Source organism: Achromobacter sp. NCFB-sbj8-Ac1-l, from assembly GCF_052695805.1.
The window spans coordinates 5,716,062-5,734,046 of sequence record NZ_CP199812.1 but is presented as its reverse complement, the minus strand read 5'-3'; the positions used below and the strand labels follow the sequence as shown (position 1 = coordinate 5,734,046).

Annotated in this window: 15 protein-coding genes and 1 tRNA gene; 9 read left to right on the top strand and 7 right to left on the bottom strand. The window is 63.4% G+C overall.

Annotation, left to right across the window (positions count from 1 at the left end; translation table 11 throughout):
* Positions 1-17: 17 nt before the first annotated feature.
* From ACUDP5_RS26305 to trmB, 6 genes are all read right to left on the bottom strand, one after another.
* Entirely contained in the window at positions 18-335 is a 318-nt protein-coding gene (locus ACUDP5_RS26305; RefSeq protein WP_445657614.1) for a hypothetical protein, read from the bottom strand.
* Positions 336-578: 243 nt separating this feature from the next.
* A complete protein-coding gene (locus ACUDP5_RS26300; RefSeq protein ID WP_445657613.1) occupies positions 579-5,978 on the bottom strand; it encodes an autotransporter domain-containing protein in 5,400 nt (1,799 codons plus the stop codon).
* 166 nt (positions 5,979-6,144) lie between these two features.
* Entirely contained in the window at positions 6,145-7,242 is a 1,098-nt protein-coding gene (locus ACUDP5_RS26295; protein WP_263909357.1) for a helix-turn-helix domain-containing protein, read from the bottom strand.
* A gap of 29 nt (positions 7,243-7,271) precedes the next feature.
* Positions 7,272-7,472, bottom strand: coding sequence for a sulfur carrier protein ThiS (gene thiS, locus ACUDP5_RS26290; RefSeq protein ID WP_175191777.1), 201 nt, complete (start codon positions 7,470-7,472; stop codon positions 7,272-7,274).
* A gap of 10 nt (positions 7,473-7,482) precedes the next feature.
* Complete coding sequence (gene pip, locus ACUDP5_RS26285) at positions 7,483-8,424, bottom strand: prolyl aminopeptidase (RefSeq protein WP_445657612.1); 942 nt, start codon at positions 8,422-8,424, stop codon at positions 7,483-7,485.
* A complete protein-coding gene (gene trmB / locus ACUDP5_RS26280; RefSeq protein ID WP_263909363.1) occupies positions 8,424-9,248 on the bottom strand; it encodes a tRNA (guanosine(46)-N7)-methyltransferase TrmB in 825 nt (274 codons plus the stop codon). The genes pip and trmB overlap by 1 nt, the downstream gene beginning before the upstream one ends.
* Positions 9,249-9,395: 147 nt before the next feature.
* Here trmB and ACUDP5_RS26275 point away from each other — a divergent pair, with 147 nt between their 5' ends.
* The 5 genes from ACUDP5_RS26275 (at position 9,396) to ACUDP5_RS26255 (ending at position 13,876) form a co-directional block, all read left to right on the top strand.
* Positions 9,396-10,292, top strand: coding sequence for a LysR family transcriptional regulator (locus ACUDP5_RS26275; protein WP_025138160.1), 897 nt, complete (start codon positions 9,396-9,398; stop codon positions 10,290-10,292).
* A 132-nt stretch (positions 10,293-10,424) separates the two neighbouring features.
* Positions 10,425-11,618, top strand: a complete 1,194-nt coding sequence (locus tag ACUDP5_RS26270; protein WP_445657611.1) for a CaiB/BaiF CoA transferase family protein — start codon at positions 10,425-10,427, stop codon at positions 11,616-11,618.
* Entirely contained in the window at positions 11,615-12,562 is a 948-nt protein-coding gene (locus ACUDP5_RS26265; RefSeq protein ID WP_445657610.1) for a hydroxymethylglutaryl-CoA lyase, read from the top strand. The genes ACUDP5_RS26270 and ACUDP5_RS26265 overlap by 4 nt, the downstream gene beginning before the upstream one ends.
* Before the next feature lie 112 nt (positions 12,563-12,674).
* Entirely contained in the window at positions 12,675-13,661 is a 987-nt protein-coding gene (locus ACUDP5_RS26260; RefSeq protein WP_445657609.1) for a Bug family tripartite tricarboxylate transporter substrate binding protein, read from the top strand.
* Between the two features lie 141 nt (positions 13,662-13,802).
* A tRNA-Gly gene (locus ACUDP5_RS26255) sits at positions 13,803-13,876 on the top strand.
* A 272-nt stretch (positions 13,877-14,148) separates the two neighbouring features.
* Here ACUDP5_RS26255 and ACUDP5_RS26250 read toward each other — a convergent pair.
* A complete protein-coding gene (locus tag ACUDP5_RS26250; RefSeq protein ID WP_445657608.1) occupies positions 14,149-14,616 on the bottom strand; it encodes a hypothetical protein in 468 nt (155 codons plus the stop codon).
* 364 nt (positions 14,617-14,980) lie between these two features.
* Between ACUDP5_RS26250 and ACUDP5_RS26245 the strand changes: the two genes are divergently transcribed.
* The 4 genes from ACUDP5_RS26245 (at position 14,981) to ACUDP5_RS26230 (ending at position 17,897) form a co-directional block, all read left to right on the top strand.
* Positions 14,981-15,469: a hypothetical protein gene (locus ACUDP5_RS26245; RefSeq protein WP_143870869.1), complete on the top strand. Its 489-nt coding sequence runs from the start codon at positions 14,981-14,983 to the stop codon at positions 15,467-15,469.
* Positions 15,470-15,542: 73 nt separating this feature from the next.
* The gene (locus ACUDP5_RS26240) at positions 15,543-15,995 is read left to right on the top strand and encodes a DUF4262 domain-containing protein (protein WP_445657607.1); all 453 of its coding nucleotides are present in this window, start codon (positions 15,543-15,545) and stop codon (positions 15,993-15,995) included.
* Positions 15,996-17,073: 1,078 nt separating this feature from the next.
* Positions 17,074-17,304, top strand: coding sequence for a hypothetical protein (locus tag ACUDP5_RS26235; RefSeq protein ID WP_445657606.1), 231 nt, complete (start codon positions 17,074-17,076; stop codon positions 17,302-17,304).
* 146 nt (positions 17,305-17,450) lie between these two features.
* Entirely contained in the window at positions 17,451-17,897 is a 447-nt protein-coding gene (locus tag ACUDP5_RS26230) for a hypothetical protein (protein WP_445657605.1), read from the top strand.
* The last annotated feature ends 88 nt before the right edge of the window (positions 17,898-17,985 follow it).

Genomic DNA, 17,985 nt, shown 5'->3' with positions numbered 1-17,985 from the left:
AAAGAGAGAACGTGCTGTCAGGACGCGCGGCCGGCAAGCATCTTGCGCACGGCGCCGGCAATAAGCGTCAGGACCGCCCCGCCCACGCCGCCGCCGACCACGCTGCTGGCAATGGCGGAAAGATCCATGCCGCTGTTGCCCGCCGCCATGGCGCCGGTGCCGGCGGTGATCATCGGGGCCAGCCAGGACCCGCCTGCCAGGCCGCCGATCGCGCCTGCGATCGTGTTGCCCAGGGGCCCCAGCGTGAATTGCTGGAGCATCTTGCCCAGGCCATTGCCCCCGGCTGCGCCGGCGACAAGCTGGATGATGAGGTTAATGATGACCGCGGTGTTCATGATGCCTCCTGTGCCCATGGGGCAATGTGCAACGCTAGAACAACAACACGACAACCGTACGACGACAACGCCAGCAACGACGATTATGACCCCCTCTGTCGGCCCGAGACGAGGGGTTAACGTGTAACAGGTTGCTAGCCCCGCGTCAGGTTACGCAAGAATGCGTGCCAGTTGGCCGCAACCGTGCAAAGGGACGATCCGGGCCCTGACAAGGGGCATGGGGGCCGGAGAGAAGGGGGCCGGCTAGAACTTCAGGTTGAACGTCGCCCTGACGCCATGGTCGCTCAGGCCGGATCCTGCCTGACCGTTGTAGGCCAGGCCCACAACCGTGTTCGAGGTCGCCGCATAGTCGAGTCCGGCTTCGAGCACCGCGGTATTTCGAGCCAGGGGAAGGCCGCTGACGGAGTAGGCGTCGCCGCCATCGGCAAAGCGCATCGTCGCCGCCGGCGCCCCGGGTCCGAAGGCATGGCGCCATCCGGCCATGCCTCGGATCGTCAGGGGCGCGCCCCGGGTATCGAACGTGGATGCCGCCCGCAGCCCGAGCGTGGTGAACGCGGCGTGGGTGTCGGCACGCCGGCCGGTGAGGGCGGCCGCGCCTCCCTGTTCGGTGAAGCCCCGGGTGTGCAGCTTCACCCAGGCCATATTGACGAAGGGCTCGATGGTGGCGGGGCCGACGCGGGACCGGTAGCCCAGTTCCCCGTATAGCTGCGAGGTGCCGGCACGGTAGTCGCTCGTGAGCCGGTCGGCGAAGCTCGGGCTATTGATATCGCGACGGGCCGACAGGTCATGCCAGGTGTGGCTGGCGCCGCTACGCAGGACGACGTGGTCCCAATTTGCGCCGGCATACACGCCAAGGTGGTAGTTGTCGCTGGACCCCGATGTGCTGCGGTCTTTCACATTGAAGCGGGTGCGGCTGTAGCCCGCCAATACGCCCAGCCGCCAGTGCCGCGATACCGGTGCATCGGCGCCGGCCAGAAAACCGCCATTGGAACGGGACAGCCGCGCGGCATTGTCGTTGCCTTGCGTTTGCGCCCAGGCGCCGAAAGCCTGTCCCCACAGCGCCGCGCGCTCGGCATTGGCCTTCGCCAGTCGCGGCTGGCCTTCGGTCGCCCCGATACTGGCGGCACCCGCCTGCCCTGCATCATCGAAGGCACTGCGAAGCCGGTCATTGATCGCCTCGCGCAGATAGCGGCTGTCCTCGATCAAGGCCGTCCTGATCGAAGCGTAGGCCTCGCCCGAGAATTGGTCGAATGCCGCTTGCGCCTGCGGAGCGGACAGGCTGAGCACCGCTCCATAGAGCGGGTTGCCTTGCCCGAGGCTGTCGACGGCTGCGCCGGCCGCCCTCTGATTGCGCGTGACGCCAATGCTCTGGAAGCCGACCTGGTTGCGGGTCATGGTCAGATAGACGTGGCTGGCGTCATAGCCCAGGGTGGGCGACAGGAAGGCCAGGTTCGAGGTGACACCGCTGAAAGCGCCGGTGAGGCCACCGTCGGCCGTCAGGATCGTGTAGCGCCGGGACGGCAGATAAGTGCCCTGCCCGCCCAGGACCTGGACGGCGCTGCGCTCCAGGATGGCGCTGCCGGATGTGACGATCCTGTCTGAGGCGCCCGATGGATCCACCTCGACCTCGTAGAGGGCGCCGGGACCTAAGACCAGGTTGCCCGAGACATTCAGCACGCCGATCGAGTTGCCCGGTGCCACCGTGCCGTTGATCCGCGTGTTGCCCACCGTACCCGTGCCCTGAAGGCGGGCCGCGGCATCAACGGTCAGTGCGCCGCCGAGCTTGCCGTTCACCGCCAGCGTGCCCGCCGTGACGTCGGTGACGCCGGCGAACCCCGAGGAATCGCCGGTCAGTTCCAGCTTGCCGAATCCGCTTTTCTGCAGACGACCTGCACCGGCCAGCAAGCCGTCATAGGAGGCGTTGCCGGTTTGCTCCAAGGCCAGGGTTGCGCCGGCATCGATCGTGGCATTGCCGCCCAGGCGCTCGGCTGTCGTCACCATTTTCCCATCGGCAATCCTCAGGTTCGGTGCCCGCGCGCCGGTCAGCGTCAGGGTGCCGCTGCCGCGTTTGATGAGGGTGCCCGAGCCCAGGAAAGCACCGGCATAGGCCGTGTCGGCCACTTGGTCGACCGTCAGCGCCGCGCGGCCCAGCGCCACCTGCCCGCCGTTGCCCGCCAACGACGAGACGGTCAGGTCGTAATCGTTGAGATCCAGCATGCCTCCATTGATGGTGTAGGCGGTCCCGGCGGCGAACGCGCCGACGTTGCCGGCGCGCAGGATGCCGCTGTCGATGGTTGTGCCGCCGGTGTAGCGGTTGGTGCCGGCCAGGATGGTGGTGCCAGCCCCCATCTGGCGCACGGCGCCATTGCCGGAAATGTTGCCGCTGAATGTGAACGTATCGCCGCGATTGAAGGCCAGCGTGCCTTGCGTGACGACGTCTCCCGCGATGGCGCCGCTGCTGCCGCCGTCACCCACCTGCAACGTGCCGCTGGCGATGTGGGTGCCACCGGAATAGGTGTTGTTGCCCGTCAGGACCAGCGTGCCTGCGCCCGCCTTGGTCAGGGACCGCCCGTTCCAGCCGGTGGCGGCATTGGCGGACTGGTCGGTCAGCACCGTGCCGATGGTGAAATGGTTGCCGGCGTCGGCCAGGGTGAAGGTGCCGTGCGCAAGATTGCTGCGGGCGACCCAATTCAGTCCGTAGGTGGCCAGATATTGCATGTCATTGGCCGATTTGCGGGCCGAAAGCGACAGGTAGTCCACCGCGCCCGTGTAGCCGCCGATGTTCACCGTGGTGAAATTGCCCTGGATCTCGATCCGTGTGTCGATCAGTACTTTGTCGTGCTCCAAGGGGCCGCTGATGCTGCTGAGGTTCAGTGTGGCGCCGTTGTCGATGATCAGGCGGTCCGCCGTGAGGGACGGGCCGTTTGCATTCGCGCCAATCGACAGCCCGGCACCGACGCCGGAATTGGCAATCAGATTGACGTTGTTGGCGACGTTGACGGTCGTGGGGCCTTGGATCGACAACACCCCGTTTTCGCGCACGAAGACATCGCCACCCAGGTTATTGACGCCGGTCGACACGCCATCGCCAAATTGCAGCGTGCCGCCGTAGATGGAGGTATGACCGCGCTCGCCCCGCAGGCTGCCGGCATAGTTGTTGGACCCCGTCAGTATCAGCGTGCCGTTGCCGCGTTTGGTCAACGACAGCGTCGCCGAGGAAGAGTCCGACAGGACGCCGCCGAAGGTCGAGTCCTGGCCGCTGTCCACCGTCAACGTACGGGTGCCATTTCCCAGGTTGGTGACTCTTCCATTGCCGGAAAGCGCCCCGACGCTCACGTTGTAGCCGCCGATATCGAATACGCCGCCGCTTGCCACTTTCAGTGCGCTGTGCGACCCGAACGCATCCTCGGATCCCGCGGCCAGCACACCGCTCAGGACGGTCGTCGCACCGGTATAGGTGTTCTTGCCCGCCAGCGTCAGCGTGCCGGCGCCGGTCTTGGTCAACGCCCCGCCGGTCCTGCCGCTGTCGCCTTTGTCGGCAATGATGCCCGTGACCACAGACGACGTGTCATTGCCGCCCACCGTCAGCTCGTTGCCGCCGAGGTAGAACTTCCCGTCGCCGGCGATGCTTCCGGCCGACAGCTTTCCGGTCCCGTCCGGGCCGGCGCTGTAGCCGAAGTCGACGACGCCGCTGGCGCCATTGATGAAGGCCGCGTTGCCGCCGTTGGCGTTGCCGTAGAAGACCACGCGGGAGTCGTTGTAGAGCGTGGCATTGCCGGCCGAGCTATGGGTAATGAACTGCAGATGGCCTTTGTTGTGGAGGGTTGCCTGGCCCGCCGAGCTGCTCTCATAGAAGCCCATCAGATTGCCGTTGACGATCTGCGCGTTGCCCGGGTTGGCGGTGCCATAGAAGTAGGCCGAGCCCACACCATCGGCGACGGTGATGTTGCCGAGATTGCTGCTGTCGACGTTGACGATCTCCAGTCGGGCGCGGGTATGAATCGGGCCCGCCATGGAGGCGGCCACGTCCGTTGTGCCCAGCACCAGCGTGCCGGCGGAAATCGTCGTATCGCCGGTATGACCGCCGCTTCCCGTTACCGTCCAGATGCTGGTGCCCGATTTGTCGAAACGATCAAAGCCACGGTAGGCCTGGCTTGGACCCATCTGCGACAGGTCGAAGGTGCCATTGAGCGAGCCTCCCAGCGCCAACGTGTTGTTGGCGCCGCCGCTGGCCACCTGCACCCCTCCCAGCAAGGTAGACCCCTGCCACAGTTCCAGCCGGTTGTTGCTGCCGGAAAGCACGATGGCGCGGGCGCGGGTCAACCCGTCGCCCTTCAAGCCGCCCGCGATCGTGCCTGCGTTGACGATCGAGGTATTGCCGGACGCGGCGCCGTAGACTCCCACGCCGCCATCGCCATGCGTACCCTGGCCGAGAATCGGCGTGCCGCCGGCCCCCGCCTGGATCGTGCCGGCATTGAACAGGCTTGCTGGCTGGCCACTGTTGAACAGGATTCCCGCGCCGCCGGTACCCGCCACGCCGCTGGCAGGGGCGCCGTAGAGCATGCTGCCGTACCCGCCCGTAATCGTGGCGCCCGCCAGGTTCTGGATCGAGCCGCCCCAGGCTTGCACGCCCGCCCCGCCAGTCCTGCCTTGGCCGATGGTCATGCCACTCGTGCCGCCGGTGATCGTGGCGCGATTGACGATCGTTCCCTGGTTGCTGAGAACGCCCGCGCCCGCCGCACCGGCAGATGTGTACCCGCCGCCGCCGTCGCCGCCGCGGATGCTGCCGTCGTCCACGAGCAGCGTGCCGCCGGCGTACAGAAACACGCCTGCACCGCCATCACCGCCGCCGCCGCTCAAGCTGGGGTTCCGGCCGCCATTGCCACCGATGACGGCACTGCCGCCATTGATCGTCACGCGGCCCCCCTGGGTCAGCACCAGTGCCGCGCCGCCGCCACCGCCGGCGCCATAGAACGTGAGGTCGCCAGGGCCGCCGTTGCCGCCGTTGCCTCCCCTGACCCGGCGGCCGAGTGTGGACAAGTCCACGTCGGCACGGGTCAGGACCAATCCGCCTCCCCCGCCGCCACCGCCCGGGGCCAGCATGGCACCACCGCCGTTGCTGCCGGGGGTTCCGATCTGGTCCACCGCCAGGCCGCCGGTGTCCATGTCGCTGACACTGCCCGTACCGCCGCCGCCACCGATGCCGGAAGCATCTCCGGCCCCCCCGGCGGCGCCGCCTCCCCCGCCCGCCAGGCCTGCGCCGCCGAGGCCTCCCGTCACACCCGCGCCATTGCCCGCGTTGAGCGCGGCGTCGGGGGTTTGCGCCGCATCGCCGCCTTTCCCGGCGAATCCGCCTCCTCCACCGCCACCGGCAATGCCGCCCAGGCCGCTGATGCTGCCGCCGGCACCGGCGCCATGGCCGCCGCCATGGGTGATCTGCTGTGCCTGCGCGCCTGGCAGTCCCCCCCAGCAGACGGCGGCCATGAGGGCCAACAGAGACAGCGGTCGCGGGCCGCCCGCGCGCACGCCGGGGTGGGGGGCGGCTGCAGGGCGGGTGGAGGGGGCGCCGGGCGGGTCGGTTGCCAAGGCTGTCGTCCAGGCGGACGCAGCGTCTTTCCAGGAGGCGCGATAGGGCAGGGGCATTCGGAAGTCCGCAAACTGAAAACGGACAATGTTCCGAGATTCGTCTTGCTTTTACTGCACGCAGCGTCCCCGAAAACCATACCTTGCGTCCCAAGCGGCAGGCCAGATGTCCCATGGGGCGGCCGCGGGCCCGATGGGGCTGGCAGTCCGATGAGCTTGGGGGCGGCTAGCGTGAGGCGACAGTGGGCGCGCGCTGGATGCCCGCCAGCCAGCTCTGGATCAGCGCGGCATCGGTGGGCGGCGGGTGGGTGGCGGATGCGTCGTGCCTGGCTTGACGGGCGTTGGCGCGAACTTCGCGGGGGCTCGCCCCGAATCGAAGCCGGAAGGCGCGGCTGAATGCGCTTTCGCTGGAGAATCCATAGCGGTAGGCGAGTTCGGCGATGCCGATGCGCTGCCCTGTCGCCAGCAGCAATTCGTCAAAGCATTTGTCCAGCCGGCGTCCCTGGACGTATGCGGAGACACCGCCGTCTTCCAGGAACAGGCGGTACAGGCCCGATCGCGAGATGCCCATTTCTGCCGCGATTCGCTCCGGCGACAGTTGATCCGAATCGAGGTGGCGTTCAATGTGGCGGCGGATCAATCGATGCATGCCGTCGCGTACCGCCTGGCGCGCTTCGCCATGGTCGTCGCGCAGCTTCGACAGGCTGCCGCCCAACAGGACCAACGCGGCATTGACGGACGCCGCCATTTCTTCGCGAGTCAGCAGCGGCGCGCTTTGCATCAGCTGCGACAGGTGCGACGCCAACAGATGCGTCGCGCCCTGGCTGCGGTCCAGCGTCGCGCCGTGCAGGCCATGGCTACGCAGCGCAGTCGGCAGGCGGTCGCGCGGGATAGTCAGGGTGATGGTGGAAAACGTCGTGGTGCGGCTGTCCATCGTCTGCCCCAGGTCAAGCAGGCCGATCGAGCCCGTCTCTGCATGGACCTGCCGTTTTCCGTAATCGCCCCGGGTTCCCCCCGCCACGAACAGCTGGACCAGCAAGTGGTCGACGTGGCTGCGCCGAACATCCAGCGGGGTGCGCCGATGGCGCATGGTGGCCGAGCAGGTGCTGTGGCTGATCAGGCTGTCGCCCAGGTGCGTGCCGCTCATCTCGCCGCGGAAGTCCCGTGGATCGGATTCGATCTGCAGGTCGACGTAGGGGCGCACCAGCGTGCGCCAGATATCCGCCGCATCCGGCATGAGGCGGCTGTCGAATTGCGCGCGGAACTGTGGGGGCGCGTCGGCCTGGCCCTGGGAGGGCTGGCGGGACGAAGGGCTGCGGCTCACGATGCGGGAGGACGCGGGGCGCGGCGCGTTCAGCCCCCGCCCACCGCCACCACGATCTCGATCTGGTCGCCGTCGGCCAGCGCGGTCTGGCCGTGCTGGCTCTTGGGGACGATCTCGCCGTTGCGTTCCACCGCCACGCGCTTGCCGGCGTAGCCCAGGGTTTCGAGCAGTTCGTTCACCGTGGTGTCCAGCGGGAACTCGCGGGCGTCGCCGTTCAGGGTGATGTGCATGCGGGTCTCCTTAGCGTTTTGCGTAGGCGTCGGTGGTCGCGATCAAGCGCGCCAGCGTGCCGGGTTCGTCAAAGGCATGCCCCGCGTCGGGCACGATGTGGAAGTCGGCTTGCGGCCACGCGCGGTGCAGGTCCCAGGCGGTGCGCATGGGCGTGCAGGTGTCGTAGCGGCCCTGCACGATGGTGCCGGGAATGCCGTGCAGCTTGTGCGCATCGCGGATCAGCTGGCCTTCTTCCATGAAGCCGGCGTTGACGAAATAGTGGTTCTCGATGCGCGCGAAAGCCAGCGCCGCGCGGTCGGCGGCGTGGCTTTGCTGGTGCCGCGGGCTGGGCAGCAGCGTGATGGTGCTGTCTTCCCACTTGCTCCAGGCCTTGGCCGCGCGCAACTGCTCGGCGGGGTCCGAACCCGTCAGGCGCTTGTGATACGCCGCGACCAGGTCGCCGCGCTCGGCTTCGGGGATGGGCGCCAGGTACTCTTCCCAGCGGTCGGGAAACAGCCACGACGCGCCTTCCTGGTAGAACCAGTCGATCTCGGCGCGGCGCAACGCGAAAATGCCGCGCAGCACCAGTTCGCTGACGTGGTCCGGATGCGTTTCTGCATACGCCAGCGACAGCGTCGAGCCCCACGAGCCGCCGAACACCAGCCATTTGTCGGCGCCCATCACTTCGGCGCGCAGGCGTTCGATGTCGGCGACCAGGTGCCAGGTGGTGTTGTTGTCCAGGCTGGCATGCGGCGTCGACCGCCCGCAACCGCGCTGGTCGAACAGCAGCACGTTGTAGCGCTGCGGATCGAACAGCTGGCGATGCACCGGCGAGCAGCCGCTGCCCGGGCCGCCATGCAGGAACACCGCCGGCTTGCCCTGCGGATTGCCGCAGAGTTCCCAATAGACCTGGTGGCCGTCGCCGGTATCCAGGAAGCCGTGGCGGTAGGGTTCAATCGACGGATAGAGCATCAGGCGACTCGCTTGAAGATCAGGTCCCAGACGCCGTGGCCCAGGCGCAGGCCGCGTGTCTCGAATTTGGTCAGGGGGCGGTAGTCCGGGCGCGGCGCGTAGCCGTCCGCGGTGTTTTGCAGCAGGGGCTCGTTGCCCAGCACGTCCAGCATCTGCACCGCGTATTCTTCCCAGTCGGTGGCGCAATGGATGTAGCCGCCGGGGGCGATGCGGCTGGCCAGCAGCGCGATGAACGGCGGCTGCACCAGGCGGCGCTTGTGGTGGCGCTTCTTGGGCCAGGGGTCGGGGAAATAGATGTGCACGCCGGCCAGGGAATCGGGCGCAATCATGTCGCGCACGACCTCGACGGCATCGTGCTGGATGATGCGCAGGTTCGGGATGCTGGAGTCTTCGATGCGGCGCAGCAGCGAGCCCACACCGGCATTGAACACTTCCACGCCCAGGAAATTGTCGCCAGGGCGGGCCAGCGCGATCTTCTCGGTGGTCTCGCCCATGCCAAAGCCGATTTCCAGCACCGTCGGCGCCGCGCGGCCAAAGGCGGCGGCGGGGTCCAGGCGGCGCGGCGCGTACGGAATGGACCATTGGCCCATCAAGCGCTCCAGCGCGGCCAGCTGGCCCTGGGTGATGTGGCCGCGGCGGTGCACGAAGCTGCGGATGTGGGTGGCGCCGGGGCTGTTCGGCGCGTGCGGCGTGCTGGCCAGCGCGGCCTGCGTTTCCGGGGAAATGGGCGCGGCGGCGGCGTCGCCGGCGGGTGGTGCGGGGGTGTTCACAGGCGTGGTCGCGGAGTTGTTCGCGGGGGTGTCCGCGGGCTTGTTCGTAGTCATGGGGCGAATTGTAGTGGCAGCCCAGGCCGGCCGTCCCTGCCAGGGGGGATTAAAATAGGGACATATTTGTCGCGGATCGCCCCGGCGATGAGGCTATAGTTCCCTGCCTGGCTTTCTACAGGGCGGATGCCGCCCCGCTTGCTTCCCATGAATGTTGCCCGCTTCGACCTCGTCACGCTTTCCTTGTTTGTGTCCGTGGCACGCCAGGGCAGCATTTCGGCCGGGGCGCGCCAATCGCATCTTGCCGTGGGCGCGGCCAGCAAGCGGATTTCCGACCTGGAGGCCGCGCTGGGCACCGCGCTGCTGTACCGCAACGCCGCCGGGGTGGAACTGACCGACGCCGGCCAGGCCTGCCTGGTCCATGCGCTGCGCGTGCTGCAGGAAGTGGAACAGATGGCCGGCGCGCTGTCCGACTTTGCCCAGGGCGTGCGCGGCCAGGTGCGCATTGCCGCCAACACCTCGTCGCTGACGCAATTCCTGCCCGAAGACCTGGCCGCCTTCATGGACGGCCACCCGGCCGTGCGCATCGACCTGGAAGAGCAGAACAGCAGCGACATCGTTACTGCCGTGCTGGAAAACCGCGCCGATATCGGCGTGTTTGCCGACCGCACTCCGGCCGACGGCCTGGCCACCTTTCCCTACCGCCTGGATGAACTGGTGCTGATCGTGCCGCAGCGTCACCCGCTGGCCGGTGAACCCCAGGTAGCCTTTGCCGACACGCTGGCCTACGACTACGTCGGCCTGCCGCCCGCCACGTCCCTGGCCACCCGCCTGGCCGACGAAAGCGGGCGCCTGGGCCGGGCGATCCGCCTGCGCATCCAGGTGCGCAGCTTCGATGCCATCTGCCGCATGGTGTCGGCCACCCGCGGCGTGGGCATCCTGCCGCGCATCGCCGCCGAGCCGCATGCGCGCTCGATGCCGATCAAGCTGATTCCCCTGACCGACGAGTGGGCGCGCCGCTGGCTGCTGCTGGGCGTGCGCGATGCCGACACGCTGACCGTGGCGGCCCGCCTGCTGCTGGCGCATCTGCGCAGCGACAGCTGATTCCTGCGGTTGCGGGTTTGCCCGGGGTTTCTCGTTCCGGGAATGCCCCTTTCCCCGATTGTCCATTCCGCCCGGCGCCGCTTTGCGCGCACACTGCCGTCCATTGATATCGAGTGTCGCCAGGGAGGCGAAATGGCAGGGCAGATTCTTGCCGGCATCCGCGTGCTGGAGCTGGGCCAACTGATAGCAGGGCCGTTCGCCGCCAAGACGCTGGCGGACTTTGGCGCGCAGGTCATCAAGATCGAGCCGCCGGGGCAGGGCGACCCGCTGCGCAAATGGCGTTTGCTGCATGAAGGCACGTCCGTATGGTGGGAAGCGCAGTCTCGCAACAAGCAGTCGGTCTGCGTGGACCTGCGCCAGCAAGAAGGCCAGGACATCGTGCGCTTGCTGGCCCAACAGGCCGACGTGCTGATCGAGAACTTCCGCCCCGGCACCCTGGAAAAATGGGGCTTGTCGTGGGAAGCCCTGCATGAATTGAACCCCCGCCTGATCATGCTGCGCATCTCGGGCTACGGCCAGACCGGCCCCAAGGCGCGCGAACCCGGCTTTGCCGCCATCGGCGAAGCCATGGCCGGCCTGCGCTACCTGAACGGCGAACCCGGCCGCGCCCCGGTGCGCGCCGGCCTGTCGCTGGGCGACACCATCGCCGGCCTGCACGGCGCGTTGGGCGTGATGCTGGCGCTGTACCAGCGCGATGCGCGCGGCGGCGTGGGGCAGGTGATCGACGCCGCCCTGTACGAAAGCCTGTTCAACCTCAGCGAAAGCCTGTTGCCGGAATACTCCGTGTTCGGCGCCGTGCGCGAGCCCGCCGGGGCCGCGCTGCCCGGCATCGCGCCGTCCAACGCCTATCCCTGCTCAGATGGCTATGTGCTCATCGCCGGCAATGGCGACGCCATCTACACCCGCCTGATGGCAAGCATCGGCCGCAACGACCTGGGGCAGGACCCGGACCTGGCGCACAACGACGGCCGCGCCCGGCGCGTCGCCGAGATCGACGCGGCCATCGGTGCCTGGACGCACACCCGCCACATCGACGACGTGCTGGCAGCCATGCGCGAAGCCGACGTGCCTGCCGGCCGCATCTATTCCGTGGCCGACATCGCCGCCGATCCACACTACCGTGCCCGCAACGCCATCACCACCGTCGAATCCGCGGCCGGCGTCGCCGTGGAAATGCCGGCCGTCTTTCCTTTCCTGTCGTCCCATCCCGGCGCGGTGCGCGAGCGCGCGCCCACCCTGGGCGAACACACCGACACCGTGCTGGCGCAGGCGGGCCTGACGGATGCACAACGCGCCGCGCTGCGCGCCAAGGGAGTCATCGCATGAACGCCGGCCCCGCCAAGATAGCAATCAACGAAGTCGGCCCCCGCGACGGCCTGCAGATCGAAAAAGCCCTGGTCGCCACCGACGACAAGGTCGCCCTGGTCGACGCCCTGTCCGACTGTGGTTTCGCACGCATCGAAGTCACCAGCTTCACCTCGTCCAAGGCCATTCCCGCCCTGGCCGACGCCGCCGACGTCGTGCGCCGCATCCGCCGCCAGCCTGGCGTGATCTACACCGCGCTGGTGCCCAACATCCGCGGGCTGGAACGCGCGCTGGAAGCCGGCACTGACGAGATGAACCTCGTCATGTCGTGCAGCGAAACCCACAACCGCGCCAACCTGCGCATGACGCGCGACCAGTCCTATGCCGAACTGTCACAGGTGCTGGCCGCGGCGGCGCAGACCGGCACACCGTGCAACGTATCCTTGTCCACCGCCTTCGGCTGTCCGTTCGACGGCGACGTCGTGGCCGATCAGGTACTGGACCTGGCCGCACGCCTGGTGGATGCGGGCGCCGCCGGCATCACGCTGTGCGACACCACCGGCATGGCCTTTCCGACGCAAGTGGCCGCGCTGTGCGAACAGGCATCCGCGCGCCTGCCCGGCGTAGCGCTGACCGTGCACCTGCACAACACGCGCGGCATGGCCCTGGCCAACGCCATGGCCGCCTGGCAAACCGGCATCACCCGTTTCGATGCGGCGGCCGGCGGCCTGGGCGGATGCCCCTACGCGCCGGGCGCCAGCGGCAACGTCAACACCGAAGAACTGGTGCACATGTTCGCCTGCATGGGCGTGGATACCGGCGTATCGCTGGAACCCCTGATGGCCATCGTGCGCGGCTTGCCCGCCCTGGTGCAGCGGGACCTGTCCAACGCCTTGCTGCAAGCCGGGCCGCGCCTGGCAACGCATGCGGCGCCGGCGTGGCTGGCTGAACGATTTCCCCAGTAATGCGGCAGCAGTCCCGCGGCCGCGCCATAGCGGGCCGCGCTTGTCGCAGCTCAGTATCGCCGTTAGATCCATCCGTTTTGACCACACTATAAAAACCCAAGGAGACACACCCATGGCATTGCCCAGCTTGCCCCCCATCCTGCGCGTCGGCGTCGCCGCCGCCCTGACATTCGCCGCCGGCGCCGCCAGCGCGCAAGCCGACTTTCCCAACCGCCCCGTCACGCTGATCGTGTCCGCCGCGCCCGGCGGCACCACCGACATCGCCGCCCGCCTGATCGCCCAGCCCCTGGGCGTGGCGTTGGGCCAGAGCGTCGTCGTCGAGAACAAGCCCGGCGCCTCGGGCGGCATCGCCGCGCAGGCCGTGGCCCGCGCCAAACCCGACGGCTACACGCTGCTGCTGCAATATTCGGGCTTCCAGGTCATCACGCCCCACGTCACGCCCGCCTCGGGCTGGGACCCCATCAAGGACTTCGCGCCCGTCGCCAACGTGCTGTCGGCGCCGCAAGTCGTGGTGGTCCGCCCGGACCTGCCGATCAAATCGCTCAAGGACCTGGTGGCCTACGCCAAGGCCAACCCGGGCAAGCTGAATTACGCCTCGTCCGGCAATGGCTCGCTGCAACAGGTGGCCACCGAACTGCTCAACCAGATGGCCGGCACCCAGATCACCCACATCCCCTACAAGGGCACCGGCCCCGCGCTGAACGACCTGTTGGGCGGCGCCGTCGACATGACCATCACCACGCCGCCGCCGCTGCTGGGCCAGATCGCCGCCGGCAAGCTGCGCGCGCTGGCCGTCACCGGCACCACCCGTCTGCCGTCCCTGCCGAACGTGCCCACCGCCGCCGAGGCCGGCTATCCCGACCTGATCGTGTCGTCGTGGTTCGCCATGTATGCGCCCAAGGACACGCCCGCGCCCGTCGTCGACAAGATCGCCGGTGAAATCCAGAAGATCATGAAGACCGACGCCTTCCGCCAGAAAGCCGCAGAGCAGGGCGCCGAGGCCATCTTCATGGGGCCGAAAGAACTGGGCGCCTATACGCAGTCGGAACTGGACCGCTGGGGCAAGGTCGTCAAGGCCGCCAATATCACGGCCAACTAAGATCACGGCCAGCTAAGATCACGGCCAACTAAGCCCTGATCGCTGAGAAGCCGGGGGGCGGCAAGCCGCCTCCCGGCGCAGAAAAACCCGCGCTATAATTCGCGCCTCTGTCCGGGTTTGAGTCCCGGGCACGACACCCGAGCGGGTGTAGTTCAATGGTAGAACGGCAGCTTCCCAAGCTTCATACGAGGGTTCGATTCCCTTCACCCGCTCCAGCTTTCCCCTCATCGCCCAGGCCGCAGTTCTTGCGCTGAGCGATGCGTTCGCCAGATTTTCCTGGCAAATCCCCTGAAGACTTTTGCCGATCGGCGTGCTGCTGCGCGTTGGGTTCTGTGCTGCGTGCTCGTTTTCAGAATCTTCCAATTCCTGCGTGGTCGAGTGCCTTCTAGCATGGCGGGTGGAGTTTTGAACGACAGCTACTGAAAACGTAATTTGGTTCGTTGTTAAGCCCTCTGACTCAACAGATTGAGTCTGATGACTGAGTAAGTCAGGGTTTGAATTTATTCTTCACACAAAACGTCGAAAAATTCTCCGCGTAAATCCAATCGACATCATGCAAAACGGAAACCGATATTTCCAACATATCTGCCGCCAGATACTCGGGGTAATTGCTGTATTCCAACATGCCTTTTTCGGTGGCCAATCCGGTTGTTAGTAATTTAATGACTTTCCGAAAGGTGGCTGAGGCATCGTCACTCAATTTCAAAAGAGCGACTTTTTCTTTAACCAGGTCTGATGTAGGCAAAACCCCCTTGGCGTTAAGCTTCAATATGTTGAGCTTTTCTTCAAAAAACGCGCAGTCATTCTTACCAGCATACATTCTGAAGCCATCCATCGACGGCAAGGTCTCAAGATATTCGACGTACGTCATCAATACGTCTCGAAATTCAATTGCTTCGAGATCTATAAGGATGCCGATTTTTTCAATTATCTGTTTGGTGGTCGGTTGGATCATTTAATTGGCTCCTTGTGCTGTTTTGAAAACGTAGTCTGGTTCGCTATTTTGTTCAATGGTAGAACGGCAGCTTCCCAAGCTTCATACGAGGGCTCGATTCCCTTCACCCGCTCCAGCTTTCCCCTCATTGCCTAGGCCGCAGTTCTTGCGCTGAGCGATGCGTTCGCCAGTTTTTCCTGGCAAATCCCCTGAAGACTTTTGCCGATCGGCGTGCTGCTGCGCGTTGGGTTCTGTGCTGTGTGCTCGTTTTCAGAATCTTCCAATTCCTGCTTGGTCGAGCGCCTTCTAGCATTGGGGGGGTGAGCCTTGGACGACGGTCCTTGAAAACGTAGTTTGGTTCGTTATTCTGATTCTGAAAATTGCCATGCAAGATTTAATTATTCGCTTGAACGAACAGCGCGACGTGTTGCAATTGTTGGTACCTAAAAAAGGCGGTAAGGTTGAGAAGTTACGCGTCTTTTATGAGATTGCTGCTAACGAAATTCCGAATACGGAAAGTCTTGAAAGCCACCTTGGTTCGATTGTTCTTGCATTTCTTTCGGTGACCTCTACTGCGAAGTCATTTCATCTTGACCAATACCGACAAGCTGGTAAAGACTTCGGTCAATTCATGTCTAATGAGGCTGCCGAGCTACTGGACAGCGGCGACGCTGATAGTGAGTTCGACGGAGCGTTGCTGCGCCTCAATCTATTTGACGATACGTGGTCGCTTGAAGACATTGATGGGATAACGGCCTTGCTTGCGAGAGCAGCAGAGAATGGTTCCGAAAAGGCCGCTCAGTTTTTGCGAGATGATTGGCCTGCACGATCCAAGATGCTGAAAAAGCGACTTGGACGAGCTACTGGCAACTAGCCGATGAAATAACGAACCAGACTATGTTATCGCTTCTTTGAAAGGTTAGGCCGAATCGTTGTCCCACAGAGTCATGAAAAAAACAAGCGCACTAGATTTGATAAAGGAGAACATAAACTCCTATGGCTATCATGTTTATGTGGTCGCTGGCGGACCTTTGCCGAGATTTTTGTACACCATTGGCCTCACGGAAACTGTCGGCTTTGAGTTAATAATAGCGGGGGCCTCGTTCTACTCGTCAGATGAGTTAAAGATAATTATCGACCTGGTAGCGAAGAAGGCGGATACACATCCGGCATCAATGGACTCAAAAATAGTTGATTCAACTCTCGGCTCGTTCACCCTCCAAAAGACAGATGATTCATGGGTGGCCAAGTTAATGCTGGGAGCATTGAACTTCTATAGAGCAAAAGAGATTTCCGCACTTCAGATCGTCCCGGACGTTGATCATTGGCCAATCGACACGCCTGATTTAAGTAAGCCATGGACTATCGACAATGCCCCAATATGGCGTTGGCTGTACTAACCTTGGGGTTATCAATCAATTTCAGATCACTCAGTTTCTATCACCAACCTTAGAGCGTTGCGTGGTGGAAAAGTCACAGAGGCTGCCAGATGGGAGGAAGACCAATGGGAGTTGTTTGCCGGTTCAGGGCCTGATACGCCTCGTGATGAGATACGCGTGGTTCCACTTGGAGTGCTTATGGAATCCGATGCATCTCTTGTGAAGGTAGGTGATTTAGCAGTCGGTCATGCTCTTTGGCGTGAGGAGCATGAGGCGAAATGGCATAAATGGGGTTGAGGTAGTCCTAGGCGCCAAAAAATATCCGACCAAAACGTAGTCTGGTAGTCATTTTTGGGCTGGCGCGAAAACGTAGTCTGGGTCGTTATCCTTGTTTGGTGTGAACCGAAATAACGAACCAGACTACGTTTTCGAAAATTAATCTCTTGCGGGGATCAATCATTCCTCCATCAATACCAATAATACAGGAGGATGCAAGTTCTCTTTCATCAGTTTTTACAAAGACAGCGAATATATATGGAAATAGACATGAAACGGATCGAGATTGATTGTAATTTCAACTACTTGGGACCGGGATATCCGGCTCTAAGTGAGAGAGAGGTTGAATCTCTTGATTTGCACGAAAATGAGAGCGTTACTGTTTATCAGGATGGGGGCGAGTGGAGCGGGATTTTGTGCTTTGATGATAGTCTCCCCTTCCAGTATCAGTGGTATGTGAAAATATAAGCGAATGGAAATAACGAGTCAGACTCTGAGGTTTCCCCACGAATCCTCGGAAGAATTCTTTATTTATCAGCAAACTACGGTGAAAGTGGCAGTTTCGAGCGCCGCAAACGGCGGAAGCCCCCATAGCCTAGTGCTCCTCTGGTTTCATCAGCGCCGCTTCAGGGAATCAAGTGTCGCTGTGCTTTGCTCCCTTGGGAAGCGCTTGCCTGAAGGCTCGGCTGTAAGTCCTTGATTTGGCTTGTGCCTTCGAGGAAATTCGTGGGGAAGCCTCAGAGTCAGACTACGTTTTCCCGGATACCTGCTCGGGTGGGGGCTGTGAAAAGGTAGTTGGCTCGCGATTGAGCCAAGTATCGATATGAACAAGAAAACTGCATCGGAATTGATGGCGGCTATTGAACAGATGAATGCCGCATTGGGAGTGATGGCAGCAACCGTCGAATCAATCCAAGATATGGATGAAAGAAGAGAGTTCCGCAAGCATGTGGCAGAACTTATGGGCTACGTTTACGCGGGCTTGATGGTTCCAGTGCTACGTCAATACTCTGAGCTTGATCCTGACTCAAATCCGGGGCCCGCCACGGCCTGACCCTGTCCGAGATTTCGGTATTGCTCTGCTGACGATATGCGATCGAGTGCACTGGGGCGCATATCCGCTCCGTCAAGACCAAGAATGTATGCGTTGTGAGAGAAGAAATTTCATGCACTGGATGAAGCCGTGCGACGAGGAAAAGTATGACATTTGCGCCCCGCTTGGAGATCTGCCTGGGCAATCGACAAAATCTTTGCATGTCCACGGTTAAAAATCAGAATGCCGAGCCTCGCCTGCTTGTTGATATACCGTTAGACGAGCTAAAAGCGCTTGGCTCAGAGGATGCCGCCCACCGAATAGGTGGAACCATCCTGAATGTCTTGGCGCTTTGGCACAAGCAGGCGTTTGAAGATTGGCAGAAGCTGGCAGTTCGAAATTCGGAGGTGGTTGTTGGTGGCGAATCCCACGACAGCGATGATGAGTATTGCTCTGCATTAAGGTTGATTGGTCAGGCTCTATCGGCGAAAACAGCGTTGCATAACTCATCCATCGAGTATTTCTTAAGGCAGGCGGCAAAAGATAATGAGGATGTGCGAAAGTATTTGGAAGATGTCTGGCCGTTGCTGCGAGATCGATTGGGGGCGCAATAAATTCCGTTGGGTAGGATTCGAGGGCGCAGTGTGATTCTTTATTTACGCTGTCCGGCCACAAAATGATTATCGTAACGGTGCGATTTAG

Bases quoted from the DNA above. Each gene is read 5' to 3' on its own strand.
- ACUDP5_RS26240 (WP_445657607.1), top strand. From the start codon at position 15,543: ATGAAAAAAACAAGCGCACTAGATTTGATAAAGGAGAACATAAACTCC.
- ACUDP5_RS26270 (WP_445657611.1), top strand. From the start codon at position 10,425: ATGGCAGGGCAGATTCTTGCCGGCATCCGCGTGCTGGAGCTGGGCCAA.
- ACUDP5_RS26300 (WP_445657613.1), bottom strand. From the start codon at position 5,978: ATGCCCCTGCCCTATCGCGCCTCCTGGAAAGACGCTGCGTCCGCCTGG.
- ACUDP5_RS26260 (WP_445657609.1), top strand. From the start codon at position 12,675: ATGGCATTGCCCAGCTTGCCCCCCATCCTGCGCGTCGGCGTCGCCGCC.
- ACUDP5_RS26305 (WP_445657614.1), bottom strand. From the start codon at position 335: ATGAACACCGCGGTCATCATTAACCTCATCATCCAGCTTGTCGCCGGC.
- ACUDP5_RS26245 (WP_143870869.1), top strand. From the start codon at position 14,981: ATGCAAGATTTAATTATTCGCTTGAACGAACAGCGCGACGTGTTGCAA.
- pip (WP_445657612.1), bottom strand. From the start codon at position 8,424: ATGCTCTATCCGTCGATTGAACCCTACCGCCACGGCTTCCTGGATACC.
- ACUDP5_RS26235 (WP_445657606.1), top strand. From the start codon at position 17,074: ATGAACAAGAAAACTGCATCGGAATTGATGGCGGCTATTGAACAGATG.
- trmB (WP_263909363.1), bottom strand. From the start codon at position 9,248: ATGACTACGAACAAGCCCGCGGACACCCCCGCGAACAACTCCGCGACC.
- ACUDP5_RS26250 (WP_445657608.1), bottom strand. From the start codon at position 14,616: ATGATCCAACCGACCACCAAACAGATAATTGAAAAAATCGGCATCCTT.
- ACUDP5_RS26265 (WP_445657610.1), top strand. From the start codon at position 11,615: ATGAACGCCGGCCCCGCCAAGATAGCAATCAACGAAGTCGGCCCCCGC.
- ACUDP5_RS26275 (WP_025138160.1), top strand. From the start codon at position 9,396: ATGAATGTTGCCCGCTTCGACCTCGTCACGCTTTCCTTGTTTGTGTCC.
- ACUDP5_RS26230 (WP_445657605.1), top strand. From the start codon at position 17,451: ATGACATTTGCGCCCCGCTTGGAGATCTGCCTGGGCAATCGACAAAAT.
- thiS (WP_175191777.1), bottom strand. From the start codon at position 7,472: ATGCACATCACCCTGAACGGCGACGCCCGCGAGTTCCCGCTGGACACC.